Below are 14,957 nucleotides of genomic sequence, written 5' to 3' on the forward strand. Positions count from 1 at the left end.
CGGCGCGCCGAACAGGCGGCCGACCGTTTCCGCCATGCCGCCGACGATGGCCTCGACCCGTCCACCTATCTGGTCGGCCGGCCGAAGGGCGATGCCGGCGAGACCACGCTTGCGGAATTCGAGGTCGGCTATGCCGCCGCCGCGTTGCGCTACGCGATGCATGCCATGTCGGGTCGCTTCGAGCCGACCCGCCTCAGCGAGTTGGCCACCGCCAAGCCGCCGCAGGTCGATCCGGCCGCCGCGCTGGCGGAGTTCGCCGCGTCGTCCGATCTCTCCGCGACGCTCGAAGCCTACAATCCGCCGCATGAGGGCTATCGCCGCCTGAAGGCCAAGCTGGCCGAGATGGGCGGCTATACGCCGCCGCCGCCGGTGGTGCAGGTGCCGAACGGCCCGACCCTGAAGCCCGGCCAGAAGGACGGCCGCGTCGCCGCCCTGCGCGAGCGGCTGGGCGTCGGCGCGACCGCGTCGGACGGCGAACTTTACGACGATCCGCTGGTCGAGGCCGTCAAGGCGTTCCAGAAGGAGAAGGGTCTGAAGCCGACCGGCCTGGTCGGTCCGGCAACCGTCTCGCTTCTCAACGATCCGGGTGCGGCCGGCGAGACCAAGGCGGTCGAGCTGAAGCCGGCCGACATCGTCGCCAACATGGAACGCTGGCGCTGGCTGCCGCGCGAGCTCGGCTCGCTGCATGTCTTCGTCAACATTCCGGACTACCAGCTCGCGATCGTGCGCGACGGCAAGGAAGTCCACCGCACCCGCGTGATCGTCGGCCGCGTCGCCAATCAGACGCCGGTCTTCTCGGAGACGATGACCCACATCATCGTCAATCCCTACTGGAACGTGCCCGTCTCGATCCTCAAGAAGGAGATGCTGGGCAAGATCCAGGAGACCGCCGGCAGCTATCTCGACCGCGGCAATTACGAGGTCGTCGTCGGCAAGCGGGTCGTCAGCGCGAGCGAGGTCGACTGGGCCAACGTCAATCCGAATGCCGTCTCGGTGCGCCAGCGTCCGGGCGGCGGCAATGCGCTCGGCAACATCAAGTTCATGTTCCCGAACCAGCATTCCGTCTACCTGCACGACACCTCCTCGCGCGGCCTGTTCTCGCAGACCTACCGGGCGCTGTCGCATGGCTGCGTGCGCGTGCACGAGCCCTTCGCCTTCGCCGACGCGCTCCTCGCCGAGGAGCCGGGTGGGCTCGACGGCAAGCAGCTCAAGGGCATGATCGGCGGCGGCGAGAAGTATCTCTGGCTGAAGCGCAAGCTCGAGGTGCACCTCGCCTACTTCACGGCCTTCGTCGGCCCCGACGGCAAGCTCGAAAGCCGGGCCGACGTCTATGGCCACAATGCGCGGACCAAGAAGCTGCTCGGCATCTGACCGGCGTCGCTCCGGGTCGGGTCCGACGGCAAAGGGGAAACCGGCCGGCGATGCGCCGGGCGGTTTCAAAGGGGTCCGATGCACCCCGCACGTTCGCGATCAGGCGAACCGAGACCGGGCCGGATGGGGCCCGAAGCTCGCGATGGGGATCGGAAAACTGCGATCGGGGCGTGCGTCATCTTTTCAGCGCATTCCGTTCTAGGGTAAATGCTTCATTAACCAGTCGCAGCGAATGTGGGCCGATCGGGGTGGTACCAAGTTGCAGGGTCCGGGACCCTCGCCTACCTCGGGGTAGCAGGCTGAACAGAGTGGTCGAACGGGGCGCATGTCGAACGGTTATCGCCTCCACCGCACCGGGCTTGGCGTCGCAGCCGCGGTGCTGATTGGCTCCGCCGCGGTCGCCAAGGCCGAGACGCGCGCGCTCAATCTCTACAACACCCACACCCAGGAACGCGCGACGATCGTCTTCAAGCGCGACGGGTCCTACGATCAGGCCGGGCTGCAGGAACTCAACCGCCTGCTCAGGGATTGGCGGCGCAACGAGTCCACCAAGATGGACCCGCAGCTGTTCGACCTGATCTGGGAGGTCTATCGCGACACCGGCGCGCGCGACCCGATCCACATCGTCTGCGGCTACCGTTCGCCCACCACCAACAACATGCTGCGCTCCCGCTCGCGCGGCGTCGCCAAGTTCAGCCAGCACACGCTCGGCAAGGCGATGGATTTCTACCTGCCCGACGTGCCGCTGGACAAGCTCCGCGCGGTCGGCATGCGCAAGCAGTTCGGCGGCGTCGGCTTCTATCCGACCTCGGGCTCGCCCTTCGTCCACATGGATACCGGCAGCGTGCGCGCCTGGCCGCGCATGACGCGCGAGCAGCTGGTCGCGCTGTTCCCGGACGGCAAGACGGCTCATCTGCCCGCCGACGGCAATCCGCTGCCGCGTTACTCCGAGGCGCTCGCCGAGGTGCAGTCGCGCAAGGGGCGCGGCGAGACGGCCGTGGCCTCCGCCGGCGGGTCCGGCGGACGCAGTTTCCTGGCCTCCTTCTTCGGTGGCGGCAACAAGGCCGCCGAGGCCGGCGACGACGATGAAGAGGGCGCGGCACCGGCCCGGGTCCAGACCCTGCGCCAGGGGCCGCCGCCGCCCGGCTCGCGCGCCGTCGCAGACGCCGGCGAGAGCTACAGCCCGTCGACGGCACCCAAGCCCGGCGCTGCGGGCACGGCCGGCAGCGCCGCGCCGGGTTCGCTGGTCGCCCTGCCGCTGCCGGTTCCGGCCCCGCGCGCGCCGGGTTCCCTGGTCGCCAGCAATCAGGGCCCGAACGGCACGCCGGCCGGCTGGATGCAGGGGCCGTCCGGAATCGTCCCGGCGCCGGCAGCCGCCGGCACCGCCCAATCCGTCGACATGCCCGTGCCGGCGCCGAAGCCGGGAACGCAACTGGCCGCCGCTGCACCGACCATCGGGACCCCGCTGCCCGCCGGCTATGCCCAGCCGCGCGGCAAGCCCGGCACCAGCTACGCCGCGCTGCCGCCGTCCGCCGCGCCGGCGAGCCAGGCCATCGCGATGGCCACCGGCGCGCAGGATCCGGTCATCGCCGCCTCCGCGCTCGGCTATGCGCCGATCCTGCCGACACCCAAACCCGCCTATGAGCCGATGCCGGTCGCCGAAATCCGGTCCGGCGGGACCGGTTCGTCGGTCCAGGCGACCGCCTTCGGACAGTCGACCGCGCCGCGCCCGCAGGCCGGCGGCGGTGTCGTCCTGGCGGCCCTGCCGGCGGCGACGACCGGCGCCGTCTCGGCGACCGATGCCGGCACCGCCCGGCTCGCATTGCCGTCGACGCCGGCCGCCCGCCCGGCCGCCAAGGGCGATCGCGCCGATCCGCTCGCGCGTCTGGTCGGCCGCACCGGTGAACGGACGGAACCGAAACTGCTCGACAGTGCAACGACCCGGATGGCGGCGTTCAGCGAATTGCGCCATCCCGACCAGGAACATCTGCCGCAATTGCTGACCAAGCCGGCGCTGCTGGTCGTGTCCCACTTCGGCAACGGTTCGGGCGAGTTGCGCAGCGACCGCTTCAGCGGCCCGGCGGTCGCGGCGCTTGCGATCGTCAAGACCGATTGACCGCGACGCCCGGCCCGGGCGCTCCTGATGCCCTCGTGAGAAAGGCCCGGCGGGTTCCCCTGCCGGGCCTTTTCTCCATCCGCGCGTCAACGATGCGGTGCGATCACATGTCAGCGTAGTGGTCGGCACCGACGAAGGCGATGCGCAGCATGTTGGTCGATCCGGGCGTTCCGAACGGCACGCCGCCGGAAATGATGATGCGCTGGCCGGGCTTCGAGAAGCCCTCCCGGAAGGCGAGCCCGGTCGCACGCGAGACCATGTCGTCGAAATCGCGCGCATCCTCGGAGATGACCGAATGCAGCCCCCAGACCAGCGACAGGCGGCGGGCCATGTCCGGGTCGGGCGAGATGGCGACCAGCGGCGGGAACGGCCGCTCGCGGGCGATGCGCAGGCCCGTGGAGCCCGACATGGTGAAGCAGACGATGGCCGACAGGTTCAGGGTCTCGGCGATCTGGCGAGCCGCGGCCGCGATGGCGTCGGCCCCGGTCGCCTCCGGCTCGGAGCGCTGCGCGGCGATGATGCCGCGATAGGTCGGGTCCTTCTCCACCTCGCGGGCGATCGCATCCATCATGGCGACCGCCTCGACCGGGTACTTGCCGGCCGCGGATTCGGCGGAGAGCATGATCGCGTCGGCCCCCTCGAAGACCGCGATCGACACGTCCGAGACCTCGGCGCGGGTCGGCACCGGCGAGGCGATCATGCTTTCGAGCATCTGGGTCGCCACCACCACGGGCTTGCCGGCGCGGCGGCAGGCGCGCGTCATCTGCTTCTGCAGGCCCGGCACCCGCTCGATCGGCAGTTCCACGCCGAGATCGCCGCGCGCCACCATGATGGCGTCGGACAGTTCGACGATTTCCGCCAGCCGGTCGATCGCCTGCGGCTTCTCGATCTTGGCCATGATGCCCGCGCGGTTGCGCGTCACCTTGCGCGCCTCGGCGAGATCCTCGGGCCGCTGCACGAAGGACAGCGCGATCCAGTCGACGCCGATATCGAGTGCCGCGTCGAGATCCGCGCGGTCCTTCTCGGTCATGGCGCCGATCGGAATGGTGGTGTCGGGCAGGCTGACGCCCTTGCGGTCGGAGACGCGGCCGGCAACCTCGACGCGGGTATGGATCGCGCGCTCGCCATCCTTTGCCGTGCAACGCAGCAGCACCTTGCCGTCGTCGACCAGCAGGCGGTGGCCCGGCTCGACCGCGGACAGGATTTCGGGATGCGGCAGATAGACCCGCGTCCGGTCGCCCGGCGCCGGATCGGCATCGAGCGTGAACTCGTCGCCGATCTTCAACTCCTGCGGCCCGCCCGCGAAGGTGCCGAGGCGCAGCTTCGGGCCCTGCAGATCGGCCAGGATGCCGATCGGACGACCGGTCTTCACGTCGAGTGCGCGGATGATGCCGACCAGTTCGCGCAGCCGATCGTGGCTGGTGTGGCTCATGTTGATGCGGAAAACGTCGGCCCCGGCCATGAACAGCCGTTCGATCGTGGCACTGTCGCTCGAGGCCGGGCCCAGCGTGGCCACGATCTTCACACGTCTCTTGCGCCGCATCGCCGCCGCCGCCTCCCCTGTCGGTCCGGCGCTTCATCGCCGGTTATCCGAGTGATGCGGCAGGAAGACCCCGCGATGCAAGATAATGCAAGAGCCCGCGCGGCCATTTGGCTCTGCCGCGACCGTCCGCCGCGACGGCCGGTCCGGCAGGAGCATGTCGCCGGCAGCCGGGCAACGATCCGTCAAGCGCCTCGAATGTCTGGATTTTCCGTCCCGGGCACGGCAGAGAGGTCGGGGCCGCGGGGATTGCCGGCCGGGCTCCGGGGAGGCGGCGCCTGCGACGATGGTCGAAGCCGGCTCAGCGCCAGCGGTCGACGATCCGAAGCGCCGCCCATGCCCCCAGGACGGTCGCCACCATGCCGCCGGCCAGCGCCAGCGACATCACGGGCTCGCCTGTCTTGACGATCGAACTCTCCACGGTCGCGACGCTGCCGAGCAGCATCACCACGAGGAAGCCGCCGATCTGGGCGGCCACGAACGCACCGAAGACGGCGACGACGATATTGACGATCCAGCCGGCCAGACCCCGCCTGTGCATCCAGGCCTCATGAATCCCAACCGCCAGGGCCGCGGTGACGAAGACGGACGCGATCGCCAAGGGGCCGCCGACGCTGGCCGCCGGGATCGAGCGGGTCCATTGCAGAAGCAGGATCGACAGCACAGCCAGAGACAGGATGTAGCGCACGGACCTCGTCCCTCCCTCACCTTCGCTTCAAGCGGCGCGTGTACGGCTGCGGGGGCGCCCGACGCGGGTCTCTCCGGGCAGCGGAACCCGTCGGAGCCCTCGCCATTCGGTCGCGACCGAAGGGCGGCACAAGGTGATTCGGGAGACCGTCAGGCCTTGAGAATCGTGACCGGCTGGAGAAAGACCGATGGCCGCCGGTCGCCCGGCATCCGCCGCGCTACTGGCTGCCGGCCGTGCCGAGGCCGGCGCGTCCCGGCTCGGTCAACTGGACCGTCCAGCTGCGCTGCTCGCCGGTGTCGATCTCGAAGAAGCCCGTCCGCTCGAAACCGCGCTTCAGACAATCTTCGATGCCGCGAATCGTGAAGGTCTTTTCCTGGGTGCACATGAAGGAGCGGCCGCTCCATTCGCCGCCCCGGTCGTAATCGATCGCATAGATGTAGTAATAACGCGAAACGAGCGGTCCGGCGAGCAGGGTCTCGCAAGACGAAGCCGGCAGGTTCCACCAGCCTTCCGTCGCCCAGGCGGTCTGATCCTTGTAGCCGACGGCGATACCGATCCGGCTCGAGGTCTTGTTGCAGATGCGCAGGTCCGCCTTCGCTTCCGTGGCGGAAAATGCGGAAGCGGCGAAGATCGCTGCGGCGATCGTCGAAACCGTAAGGAAAGACGTCCGGCCGAAGCGCGGACCGACACAGGCAGGTGACAGCAAGCTTCGCATCGCGTCCGGATCGGAGGGGTTCATCACGGAGGGGACAGAAGTCAAAGCGTCTCGTCCGGTGACCAGTCGATTTCGGGTGCGGAGGATGCCTGCTCGTCCCGGTCTTGTCCAGACGAACGGCTTCCCCCATGGCGAGGCTGACGAAAGGGCGGGACAATTGCGGCAGAAAATCGGCCGACCGCGTGCGCGACGCCGTCCGGCCGGTCGCGAGCCCGCGGTCGGACGGCGCGCGGGCCTCATGATCTCGGCCGCGCGATCCAGATCCCGGCGAGAATCCCGGCGCCGCCGAGCAGTTCGAGCGGCCCCAGCGCCTCGCCGTAGATCAGCCAGCCGAACAGCGCCCCGGCGACCGCCTCCAGGAAGATGACCAGCGAAGAGAAGGCCGCCGACAGGTGGCCGAGCGCATAGGCCAGGAGCCCCTGCCCGCCGGCATGGCTGACCCAGGCCATCAGCACCAGCGCACCGGCGCCGAGCCAGCCGGCGGGCAGCCAGCTGTTCTCCGTCACGCCCGCCACCACCGCGAGGGCGGCCGCGGTCACGATCGTCGACCGGAACAGCACCGCGCCGGCGGGCGCGGTGCGCCGGGCGACGCGGACCGCCAGGAAATAGAGCCCGAAGAAGAACGAGGTGCCGATGCCGAAGAGATCGCCGAGGAACCGTTCCGGCGCATAGCTGGAGCTCGAACCGACCAGCACGGCGCCGCCGGCGACGCAGATCGCCAGCCCGAGGATGGTCGGACGCGTGACCGGCTCGCCGATGAACAGGCTGGAGAAGGCCGCCACCCAGATCGGCGCCATGGTGGCCAGCAGCGTGGCGTTGGCGATGGTCGTCTTCAGGACGGCCAGATGCCAGAAGAACAGATCGCCGGCGAAGAGCAGTCCGACCACGACCATCTGCCAGGTCCAACCCGGAGCCGGCTGGCCCGAGCGACTGAGTTCGAGGCGTGCCCAGACCCACAACAGCGGCAGGGCCAGGAAGACGCGGTAGAAGGCACTGGTGAAGGGACCGACGTCGGCGGCGCCGGCGACGCGGACGAAGACCGGCGAGATCGCCATGGCGACGGCGCCGGCGACGAGGGCGGCCACGGCGATGAGAACGACCGGCGAGGGTCGGCCCGGGCGGGCGGTGAGGGTCATGGCGGGGCGGACTTCCGTCGAACCGGGGAGGAGGCTTGAGGCGCGGGCTCTGGCGGCCCGGGCTGCGCGTCACTATCATTCCGCAGACGCTTCCGCCTATGGTCTTTCGATGCCAAGCCCCGAACTCGATGCCCGTTCGCCCTTCCGCGACGAGGCCCGCGAAATTCTTGCCGGCGATCCGGCCCGCGGCCTCGTGATCCTCGCCGATCACGCCACCAATATCGTGCCGGCGGAATATGCCGGCCTCGGCCTGCCCGCCGGTCAGCTGGAGCGCCATATCGGCTACGATATCGGCATCGACGGCCTGACGCGCGAACTGGCACGGCGGACCGGCGCCCCGGCCGTGCTGTCGCGATTCTCGCGCCTGCTGATCGACCCGAATCGCGGCGACGACGACCCGACCCTGATCATGCGACTGTCCGACGGCGCCGTGGTGCCGGGCAATGCGCGCATCGATGCGGCCGAAAGGGCCCGGCGGATCGGGCGCTTCTGGCGCCCCTATGACGAGGCGGTCGCGGCCGTGATCGAAACGGCGGCACGGGCGAGCGGCGTCCCGCCCGTGATCCTGTCGCTGCACAGTTTCACCCCGGTCTGGCGCGGCGTGCCGCGGCCCTGGCATGCGGGCATCCTGTGGGATCGCGATCCGCGCCTGCCGAAGCTGCTGCACGACGCGCTCGCGGCCGATCCGGCCCTGGTGGTCGGCGACAACGAGCCCTATGGCGGCGCGCTCTCCGGCGACACCATGTTCCGCCACGCCACCCGTCGCGGCCTCGCCCATGCCATCCTGGAGGTGCGCCAGGACCTGATCGCCGACGCGGCCGGGATCCTCGCCTGGGCCGAGCGGCTGGCGCGGATCATGGACGATCTCGCCGGCCGCCCCGACCTGCACCGGGTCGAGCATTTCGGCTCGGATGCCGGGCCGGTCGACCCCTTGCCGCTGCCGCTGGCGGAGGCGGCGCGTCCCTTCGAACCGCCGGCGACCGCGCCGGCCTGACAGTCCCCACCGAACCGGCGCCCCGGCCGTCCCGGCGGGTGCCGACGTTGCAGCGGAGGCCATCGCATGAGCGATCTCGACGAAAAATCACGCACCGAACTGGAAGCCGCGGCCTTCCGCCGCCTGCTCGAGCATCTCGACAAGCGCAGCGACGTGCAGAATATCGACCTGATGAACCTGGCGGGCTTCTGCCGGAACTGCCTCGCCAACTGGTACCTGGAAGCCGCCGAGGCGCGCGGCATGCCGGTCAGCAAGGCGGACAGCCGCGTCGCCGTCTACGGCATGCCCTACGACGAGTGGAAGGCGAAGCACCAGCGGGACGCCTCCGGCGACCAGCTCGCGGCCTTCGAAAAGAACCGCCCGCAGCACTGAGCGATCGCGGCCGGAGCGGCGCCGCCGGCCGGGATCGGCGGCGGGCGCCGGCCGGGCGGCGGGGTCAGATCGGACCGTCAAACCCCGCCGCCGCGCGGAACGCTTGACCCGGCCCCCAGAGTCGGGCTCTAACCCGCGCTGATCCGTTCACCCCCCGTTGCCGAGGAGACAGCCTTGTCCGGACCCGCGGGCTTTGCCGCCGACCAACTGAAGTCCTTCGTCGAGCGCATCGAGCGTCTCGAAGAGGAAAAGCAGACCATTCAGGACGACATCAAGGATGTCTATGCCGAGGCCAAGGGCACCGGCTTCGATATCAAGATCCTGCGTCAGGTGATCCGCATCCGGAAGCAGGACAAATCAGAGCGGGAAGAGCAAGAGGCCGTGCTCGACCTTTACTTGCAGGCGCTTGGCATGGTCTTCGGCGGCGAGCCGACCGAAGAATAGGCCACCGGCCGGGGACCGGCATGCCGCCGTGGCCCTCCGGACCCCGGTTCGGGATGCCGGATGGTGCATTCAGATCGTTTGCGTGGATCCTTTTTTAGGATTTTGCGGGCTACGGTGCGGTCTCGCTCATTCACGGGATCCGGAAATTGTCCGTGCCGAACTCCATGCTCGTCGATCTGGCTCGCGAAGGGTCGAGCGAGAAGCGGCGCGAATTGCTGCAGCAGGTCTCGAATCTCTTCGTCGACGGCTCGGAACTCCATACCGATCGGGAGACCCTCCTGTTCGGCGAGGTGCTCAGCCGCCTGCTCGATCAGGTGCCGCTCGATGATCGCGTCAAGGTCGCCGACAGGGTCTCCGGCCTGGATCGCACGCCGCGCGATCTGGCGCTGAAGCTCGCCCGCGACGATGCCCGCGTCGCTGCGCCGATCCTGCGTCATTCGCCGGTCCTGACCGAGGACGATCTGGTCGGCCTCGCCACCAGCCAGGGCCAGGCCCATCTCCACGCGATCGCGCAGCGTGCCGAACTCGGCACGCGCGTCACCGACGTCATCGTCGAGCGCGGTACCGGCGAGGTTCTGAAGGCCGTCACCCGCAATCTCGGCGCGCAGTTTTCCGAGCGCAGCTTCGCCAGCCTCGCCGAGAAGGCCGGCAGCGACCATGAGCTGGGCGACGCCCTGTCGTTCCGGGCCGACATGCCGCCGTTGATCGCCAAGGCACTGGTCGCCCATCTCAGTCCGGCCGCCCGCCAGCGGCTCGAGCACCTGATGGCCCAGGATCACGAGCAGCTGGACGCGCTGATGAACGAGGCGCGGCGCGAGCTGGATCAGGCGCGCCACACCAACCGGCGCAACCGGCTCGACGCCAAGCTGGCCATCGCCGACATCCGGGAGGGTCGACGCCCGCTGGACGAGGTCGTCGACCAGCTAATTTTCAAGAAGCGGATCATGGACGTGGCTTTCGTCCTGTCGGAGCTGGCCTCCGTCCCCGAGGCCCATGTCAACAACGTGCTGCACAAGGTCAACGCGATGGGCATCGCGGTGATCTGCCGGTCGCTCGACATGTCCGATACGGTCTACCAGCGGCTGAGCGCGTTGCGCTGCGAACGCCTGCGGCTGAACAAGGCCCAGGTGATGCCGATGGTCACCGAGTATCGCCAACTCGACAAGCAGACCGCCGACCGCGCCTTGCGGTTCCACAAGGTGCGCAGCACGGTCGGCCGCGCCGGCTGAGCCGTCTTGCGCCGCTCCCGCAGGCCGGGCCGCTGCGCGGCGCCCGTCTGTGGCCGGGCGTCAGCGCGACGCCACGGCCCGTCCGCGCGCCAGATCGACCACCTCCTCGATCGCGGTGACGACCCGTTCGCCCGCGGCGTGATGGGGCATGTGGCCGACCCCGTCGAGCCAGATCAGGCGCGATCCCGGGATGTCGCGGGCCAGCCCGCCGGAATGCAGCTCCTCATAGACGACGGAATCCTTGTTGCCCGACAGGATCGTGGTCGGAACGCGGATCTCGCCGTAGCGGCGCGACTGGATCGCCAGATTGGCATTGAGGCCGAAGACGTCCTCGGCATTGGCGACGAATTCCGGCGGGCGGAACAGCAGGTCCACGGCGACCTTGCCGGTATAGCCGTCGGGCTCCGGATTGGGATCGAACACGCTCTTCAGGCCCGCGTCGCGCGACGCCATGCCGATCGGCATGACCAGGGTGCGGGCGAACAGCGTGCCGACGATCGGCGTCGCCGCGACGCGGTAGTACCACTCGACCCCGCCCGGCCAGGGATGGGTCGCGGCGGCGACGAAGACCAGACCGGCGACGCGGTCCGGACGCAGCACGCCCATGGCGGCCGCGACCGCCCCGCCCCAGCTGTGGCCGACCACGACCGCACGCCGGACCCCGATCCGGTCGAGCAAGGCGGCCAGCACGGCGGCCTGGGCGGCCGGCGCGGCAATGCCGGGATTGGCGCCGCGCTCGGAATAGCCGTGCCCCGGACGGTCGACGAAGATCAGCCGATGGCGCCCCTCCAGGGCCGCCCGGAAGGCCAGCAGGCTGTCTTTGAGATTGGCGCTCGCCCCATGCACGAACAGGATGGCCGGGGCATCGTCGGCCTGCGGCACGGTCGCGGGCAGGTCGACATAGTGCAGCCGCAGCCCGGCGACTTCGACGAAGCGCCCGGCCGGCGGATGCTCCGCCTCGATCCGGGACGACTTCACCGACGCATAGGCGGCGAGCAGGAAGGCAAGAACCACGGCCCCGCCGGCGGCGAGCCCGATCATACGCAACACCATGGGTCCGGTCTCAGAGATCGCGCCCGTCGACCTCGAGCGACAGGTCCTTCACCTGCTTCTCGACCTCGGACAGGAAGGGGTTGAGCGCGAGTGCCTGCCGGTAGGCGGCCAGCGCCCGCTTCTTGTCGCCGAGTTCCTTCATCAAGGTGGCGAGCCCGTAGAGCGCCCCGTAGTGGCGCGGCTCCAGCCGGAGCACGGCCTCGATGTCGGCGACCGAGCGGCCGATGTCCTTGCGCACGAAATGCACCGTGGCACGTTTGTTCCAGCCCTCGGCATAGTCGGGCTTCAGCGTGACGATGGCATCGAGCAGGTCGAGCGCGAGGGCCGTGTCGTTGGCCTTGATGGCGGCGAGCGCGCGCGCCATCAGGAGATCGACGGTGTCGCTGCCCGATTGCAGCCAGCGCCCTTCGATCTCGCGCGCGATGCGCTGGCCCGCCTCGGGCCGCTTCGCCGTCTTCAGGCGTTCGAACAGCTGTTCGAGGGTGACCGCCGCCTGCGGGCCGGCCGGCGGTGCGGTCAGGTCCACGCCGACGCCGCCGCCCGGCAACGGCTTCTCGGTGCGGCTGCCGCGACCAGGTCCCGGCTCCGCCGGCACGCGATCGGAGGGTGCCTTGCGGTCGGGGGTCAGCGGAGGATGGTCGCGCGGGACGCCCTGGGCTCCGGCCGGCAGGACCGCACCGGCCAGCGACGCGACGAGGACAGCCGCCGACAGCAGCGTCGAACCGACAGACAGGAGGGGAGACCGTGGCGACATGAAAAACCGCATGATCGGATCATAGGGACCGATCATGCGGCTCGTCAAAGCCGGCCTTTCGGACATCACGCGATCGTGGCCGGACGGCATCGCGATGCCGAAGGTCCGGAAATCCGCTGCAGGCGCCGGGATGAGCCTCGCGCGTCTGCGACGGAGCGATCGGATCAGCCCTGCCGCGCCTTGTAGCGCGGATTGGTCTTGTTGATGATATAAACGCGCCCCTTGCGGCGAACCAGGCGGTTGTCGCGATGGCGACCGCGGAGCGACTTGAGCGAGTTCTTGATCTTCATGACCGGGCACCGGGCTGTCGAGCGCGTAAGGATCGATCGCACCGCGAAGCGCGCAGTCGACACCTGTCCGTCACGACGGGTTGATACGAAAGCGAGCGCGGTTTTGTCCGCGCTCGCGACGAATTCGGGCGGGACCATAGGCAAGCGCCCTGCCCCTGTCAACGGCGGATCCGGCCCTTCCCACGACCGGATCGGTGCCTTTTCGGGTGCCTTCGCGCATCCCGGCCGAGCCCTGGCGGTCTTGATGATGGCGCTCCCGCCGCTCCTCGCCGGCCCGACCGCTCTGGCCGCCGAGGCGCCTCCGGGGCAGCCGATCTGGACGCAGGTGCCGACCCGGATCGATCGCAGCCAGGAGACGCGCGAGCGAATCGACGCGCCCGCCCGCACGATCGACGACCGCATCTATGTCCGGGTCGACAGTCCAGCCCGCATGGTCGACGCGGTCACCTTCGTGGCCGACGACAAGGCCTTCCGGCTGGCTGGCATCCGGCCGTTCGAGCGCACGCTGATCTGCCGAACGCCGGCCGGGCTGCGCTGGGCCTGCGGCATTCGGTCGGCGACCGCCCTGTCGGGCTGGATCGCGGGCCGCGTGGTCGGGTGCCGCGCGGTCGGACCCGAGGAGACCAGGCCGTCCGGCCCGGCCGCCTTGCCGCGCCCGCCGATCGTGCCGGCAGCCTGCGATCTCGACAAGGACCCGCTCGCCCTGCGGCTCGTCCGCGAGGGCTGGGCCGAACCCGAGGATCCCCGCGATGCCCTTCTGGGTCCGGCCGCGGAAGCGGCCAGGCGCGATCGGCGCGGCATTCACGCCGACGGCCCGCCGTGACCGGCGGCGGCCCCGAAAGATCGATCTTGAAGCGAAGTCGAGCGGCACCATGCACCGGATGCCAACCGTCCGGTCCTGTCGAAGCGGCCCGGCGGCGCCCGAGGCGCCCCCGAACGGGTCGGTTTCTTCCCGTCTTCATCACAAGATGCGAGGATGGACTCGAACGCCGGTCCGATTCCAAAGCGATTCCGCCGCAGCAGGAGCAACCGCCATGCGCGTGACCACGACCCTGAGCCTCGCGGCGATGCTGATCGCCGCCACCGTCACGGCCGCCACGCCGACCGACGCCCCCCGCATCACGACCGAGAAGGCCACCATCACCGCGACGGTGGTCGCCTCCGGCCTGGACCATCCCTGGGGCATCGCCATCCTGCCCGACGGCCGGATGCTGATCACCGAGCGCAGCGGCCGCATGCGCATCTTCGAGCAGAACGGCAAGCCCTCGAAGGCGATCACCGGTCTGCCCAAGGTCGACGCGCGCGACCAGGGCGGCCTGCTCGATGTCGCGATCGATCCGGATTTCGCCCGCAACGGCCTCGTCTACTGGAGCTATGCCGAAGCCGGTCCGGGCGGCAACTCGACCGCGGTGGCGCGCGGCCGTCTGAACGCCAAGAAGGCCAAACTCGACAACGTCCAGGTGATCTTCTCGCAGAAGCCGAAGGTCGCCAGCACGCTGCATTTCGGCTCGCGCCTGGTCTTCGACCGCACCGGCGCGCTGTTCATCACCCTCGGCGAACGCTTCGACTACACGATCCGCGAGAAGGCGCAGACACTCGACTCCGATATCGGCAAGGTGGTGCGCATCACCCCGGCCGGCGACATTCCGAACGGCAACCCCTTCACGACGCGCCCCGGCGCCCTGCCGGAAATCTGGAGCCTCGGCCATCGCAACGCGCAGGCCGCCGCCCTCAATCCGAATACCGGTGATCTCTGGGTGATCGAGCACGGCCCGCTCGGCGGCGACGAGATCAACATCGCCAAGGCGGGGCTCAATTTCGGCTGGCCGGTCGTGTCCTTCGGCAAGAACTACGACGGCACGCCGGTCGGCACTGGCCTGACCGAGGCGCCCGGCATGACGCAGCCGATCTACCAGTGGACGCCGGTGATCGCGCCGTCCGGCATGATCTTCCATTCCGGCCGCGCCTTTCCGGGCTGGAAGGGCAACCTCTTCGTCGGCGGCCTGAAGACCAGGGTTCTGGTGCGGCTGGAACTGAGCGGCAACACAGTGGTCAAGGAGGAACGCATCCTCGGCGAGCTCGGCGCCCGCATCCGCGACGTGGCCGAGGGCGCGGACGGCCATCTCTGGATCATCACCGACGATGCGAACGGCAAGCTCGTGCGCGTCAAACCGGCGACCTGAACGGAGGCCGATCCCGCCGGCAACGCGTGCCGGTGCCGCCGGCGATGCCGACGGCGTGCGGCGCCGCGCACG

The 14,957-nt window shown here is 69.7% G+C and carries 15 protein-coding genes; 8 read left to right on the plus strand and 7 right to left on the minus strand.

Going from position 1 to position 14,957, the window contains the following annotated elements:
- Together ABB55_RS08255 and mepK are read left to right on the plus strand one after the other, a co-directional pair.
- Positions 1–1,371, plus strand: a 1,371-nt coding sequence (locus ABB55_RS08255) for a L,D-transpeptidase family protein (RefSeq protein ID WP_160321196.1), incomplete at its 5' end; no start/stop codon positions are given.
- A gap of 325 nt (positions 1,372–1,696) precedes the next feature.
- Positions 1,697–3,487 (plus strand): peptidoglycan L,D-endopeptidase MepK, encoded by a 1,791-nt coding sequence (gene mepK, locus ABB55_RS08260; protein ID WP_054358390.1) that lies wholly within the window; start codon positions 1,697–1,699, stop codon positions 3,485–3,487.
- Between the two features lie 103 nt (positions 3,488–3,590).
- On the opposite strand, the gene pyk is transcribed toward mepK, so the two are convergent.
- The 4 genes from pyk to ABB55_RS08280 all read right to left on the minus strand — a co-directional run bounded on the left by pyk (position 3,591) and on the right by ABB55_RS08280 (position 7,566).
- On the minus strand, positions 3,591–5,030 hold the full coding sequence (gene pyk, locus ABB55_RS08265; protein WP_054358391.1) for a pyruvate kinase: 1,440 nt from the start codon (positions 5,028–5,030) through the stop codon (positions 3,591–3,593).
- Between the two features lie 298 nt (positions 5,031–5,328).
- The gene (locus ABB55_RS08270) at positions 5,329–5,715 is read right to left on the minus strand and encodes a hypothetical protein (RefSeq protein WP_054358392.1); all 387 of its coding nucleotides are present in this window, start codon (positions 5,713–5,715) and stop codon (positions 5,329–5,331) included.
- Between the two features lie 217 nt (positions 5,716–5,932).
- Positions 5,933–6,454 (minus strand): DUF1036 domain-containing protein, encoded by a 522-nt coding sequence (locus tag ABB55_RS08275; RefSeq protein WP_244471996.1) that lies wholly within the window; start codon positions 6,452–6,454, stop codon positions 5,933–5,935.
- A 212-nt stretch (positions 6,455–6,666) separates the two neighbouring features.
- On the minus strand, positions 6,667–7,566 hold the full coding sequence (locus ABB55_RS08280; protein ID WP_054358393.1) for a DMT family transporter: 900 nt from the start codon (positions 7,564–7,566) through the stop codon (positions 6,667–6,669).
- A 109-nt stretch (positions 7,567–7,675) separates the two neighbouring features.
- Between ABB55_RS08280 and ABB55_RS08285 the strand changes: the two genes are divergently transcribed.
- The 4 genes from ABB55_RS08285 to ABB55_RS08300 all read left to right on the plus strand — a co-directional run bounded on the left by ABB55_RS08285 (position 7,676) and on the right by ABB55_RS08300 (position 10,605).
- Positions 7,676–8,560 (plus strand): N-formylglutamate amidohydrolase, encoded by an 885-nt coding sequence (locus ABB55_RS08285; protein ID WP_054358394.1) that lies wholly within the window; start codon positions 7,676–7,678, stop codon positions 8,558–8,560.
- A 66-nt stretch (positions 8,561–8,626) separates the two neighbouring features.
- On the plus strand, positions 8,627–8,932 hold the full coding sequence (locus tag ABB55_RS08290) for a DUF1244 domain-containing protein (protein ID WP_054358395.1): 306 nt from the start codon (positions 8,627–8,629) through the stop codon (positions 8,930–8,932).
- 174 nt (positions 8,933–9,106) lie between these two features.
- A complete protein-coding gene (locus ABB55_RS08295) occupies positions 9,107–9,376 on the plus strand; it encodes a DUF2312 domain-containing protein (RefSeq protein WP_054358396.1) in 270 nt (89 codons plus the stop codon).
- Between the two features lie 152 nt (positions 9,377–9,528).
- Positions 9,529–10,605 (plus strand): DUF2336 domain-containing protein, encoded by a 1,077-nt coding sequence (locus tag ABB55_RS08300; protein WP_152981972.1) that lies wholly within the window; start codon positions 9,529–9,531, stop codon positions 10,603–10,605.
- A 60-nt stretch (positions 10,606–10,665) separates the two neighbouring features.
- On the opposite strand, the gene ABB55_RS08305 is transcribed toward ABB55_RS08300, so the two are convergent.
- The 3 genes from ABB55_RS08305 to ykgO all read right to left on the minus strand — a co-directional run bounded on the left by ABB55_RS08305 (position 10,666) and on the right by ykgO (position 12,702).
- Positions 10,666–11,658, minus strand: coding sequence for an alpha/beta fold hydrolase (locus ABB55_RS08305; protein WP_054358398.1), 993 nt, complete (start codon positions 11,656–11,658; stop codon positions 10,666–10,668).
- Between the two features lie 10 nt (positions 11,659–11,668).
- A complete protein-coding gene (locus ABB55_RS08310; protein ID WP_054358399.1) occupies positions 11,669–12,448 on the minus strand; it encodes a tetratricopeptide repeat protein in 780 nt (259 codons plus the stop codon).
- 128 nt (positions 12,449–12,576) lie between these two features.
- Positions 12,577–12,702: a type B 50S ribosomal protein L36 gene (gene ykgO / locus ABB55_RS08315; RefSeq protein WP_054358400.1), complete on the minus strand. Its 126-nt coding sequence runs from the start codon at positions 12,700–12,702 to the stop codon at positions 12,577–12,579.
- A gap of 244 nt (positions 12,703–12,946) precedes the next feature.
- Between ykgO and ABB55_RS08320 the strand changes: the two genes are divergently transcribed.
- Together ABB55_RS08320 and ABB55_RS08325 are read left to right on the plus strand one after the other, a co-directional pair.
- The gene (locus tag ABB55_RS08320) at positions 12,947–13,525 is read left to right on the plus strand and encodes a hypothetical protein (protein ID WP_160321197.1); all 579 of its coding nucleotides are present in this window, start codon (positions 12,947–12,949) and stop codon (positions 13,523–13,525) included.
- Between the two features lie 211 nt (positions 13,526–13,736).
- Entirely contained in the window at positions 13,737–14,885 is a 1,149-nt protein-coding gene (locus tag ABB55_RS08325; RefSeq protein WP_054358402.1) for a PQQ-dependent sugar dehydrogenase, read from the plus strand.
- The last annotated feature ends 72 nt before the right edge of the window (positions 14,886–14,957 follow it).

Origin of the sequence: Prosthecodimorpha hirschii, assembly GCF_001305515.1 — a bacterium.
GTDB classification, from domain to species: domain Bacteria; phylum Pseudomonadota; class Alphaproteobacteria; order Rhizobiales; family Ancalomicrobiaceae; genus Prosthecodimorpha; species Prosthecodimorpha hirschii.

Excerpts from the sequence above, each read along its gene's own strand:
- mepK (WP_054358390.1), top strand. The coding sequence starts at position 1,697 with ATGTCGAACGGTTATCGCCTCCACCGCACCGGGCTTGGCGTCGCAGCC.
- pyk (WP_054358391.1), bottom strand. The coding sequence starts at position 5,030 with ATGCGGCGCAAGAGACGTGTGAAGATCGTGGCCACGCTGGGCCCGGCC.
- ABB55_RS08275 (WP_244471996.1), bottom strand. The coding sequence starts at position 6,454 with ATGAACCCCTCCGATCCGGACGCGATGCGAAGCTTGCTGTCACCTGCC.
- ABB55_RS08280 (WP_054358393.1), bottom strand. The coding sequence starts at position 7,566 with ATGACCCTCACCGCCCGCCCGGGCCGACCCTCGCCGGTCGTTCTCATC.
- ABB55_RS08285 (WP_054358394.1), top strand. The coding sequence starts at position 7,676 with ATGCCAAGCCCCGAACTCGATGCCCGTTCGCCCTTCCGCGACGAGGCC.
- ABB55_RS08290 (WP_054358395.1), top strand. The coding sequence starts at position 8,627 with ATGAGCGATCTCGACGAAAAATCACGCACCGAACTGGAAGCCGCGGCC.
- ABB55_RS08305 (WP_054358398.1), bottom strand. The coding sequence starts at position 11,658 with ATGGTGTTGCGTATGATCGGGCTCGCCGCCGGCGGGGCCGTGGTTCTT.
- ABB55_RS08310 (WP_054358399.1), bottom strand. The coding sequence starts at position 12,448 with ATGATCGGTCCCTATGATCCGATCATGCGGTTTTTCATGTCGCCACGG.
- ykgO (WP_054358400.1), bottom strand. The coding sequence starts at position 12,702 with ATGAAGATCAAGAACTCGCTCAAGTCGCTCCGCGGTCGCCATCGCGAC.
- ABB55_RS08320 (WP_160321197.1), top strand. The coding sequence starts at position 12,947 with ATGATGGCGCTCCCGCCGCTCCTCGCCGGCCCGACCGCTCTGGCCGCC.
- ABB55_RS08325 (WP_054358402.1), top strand. The coding sequence starts at position 13,737 with ATGCGCGTGACCACGACCCTGAGCCTCGCGGCGATGCTGATCGCCGCC.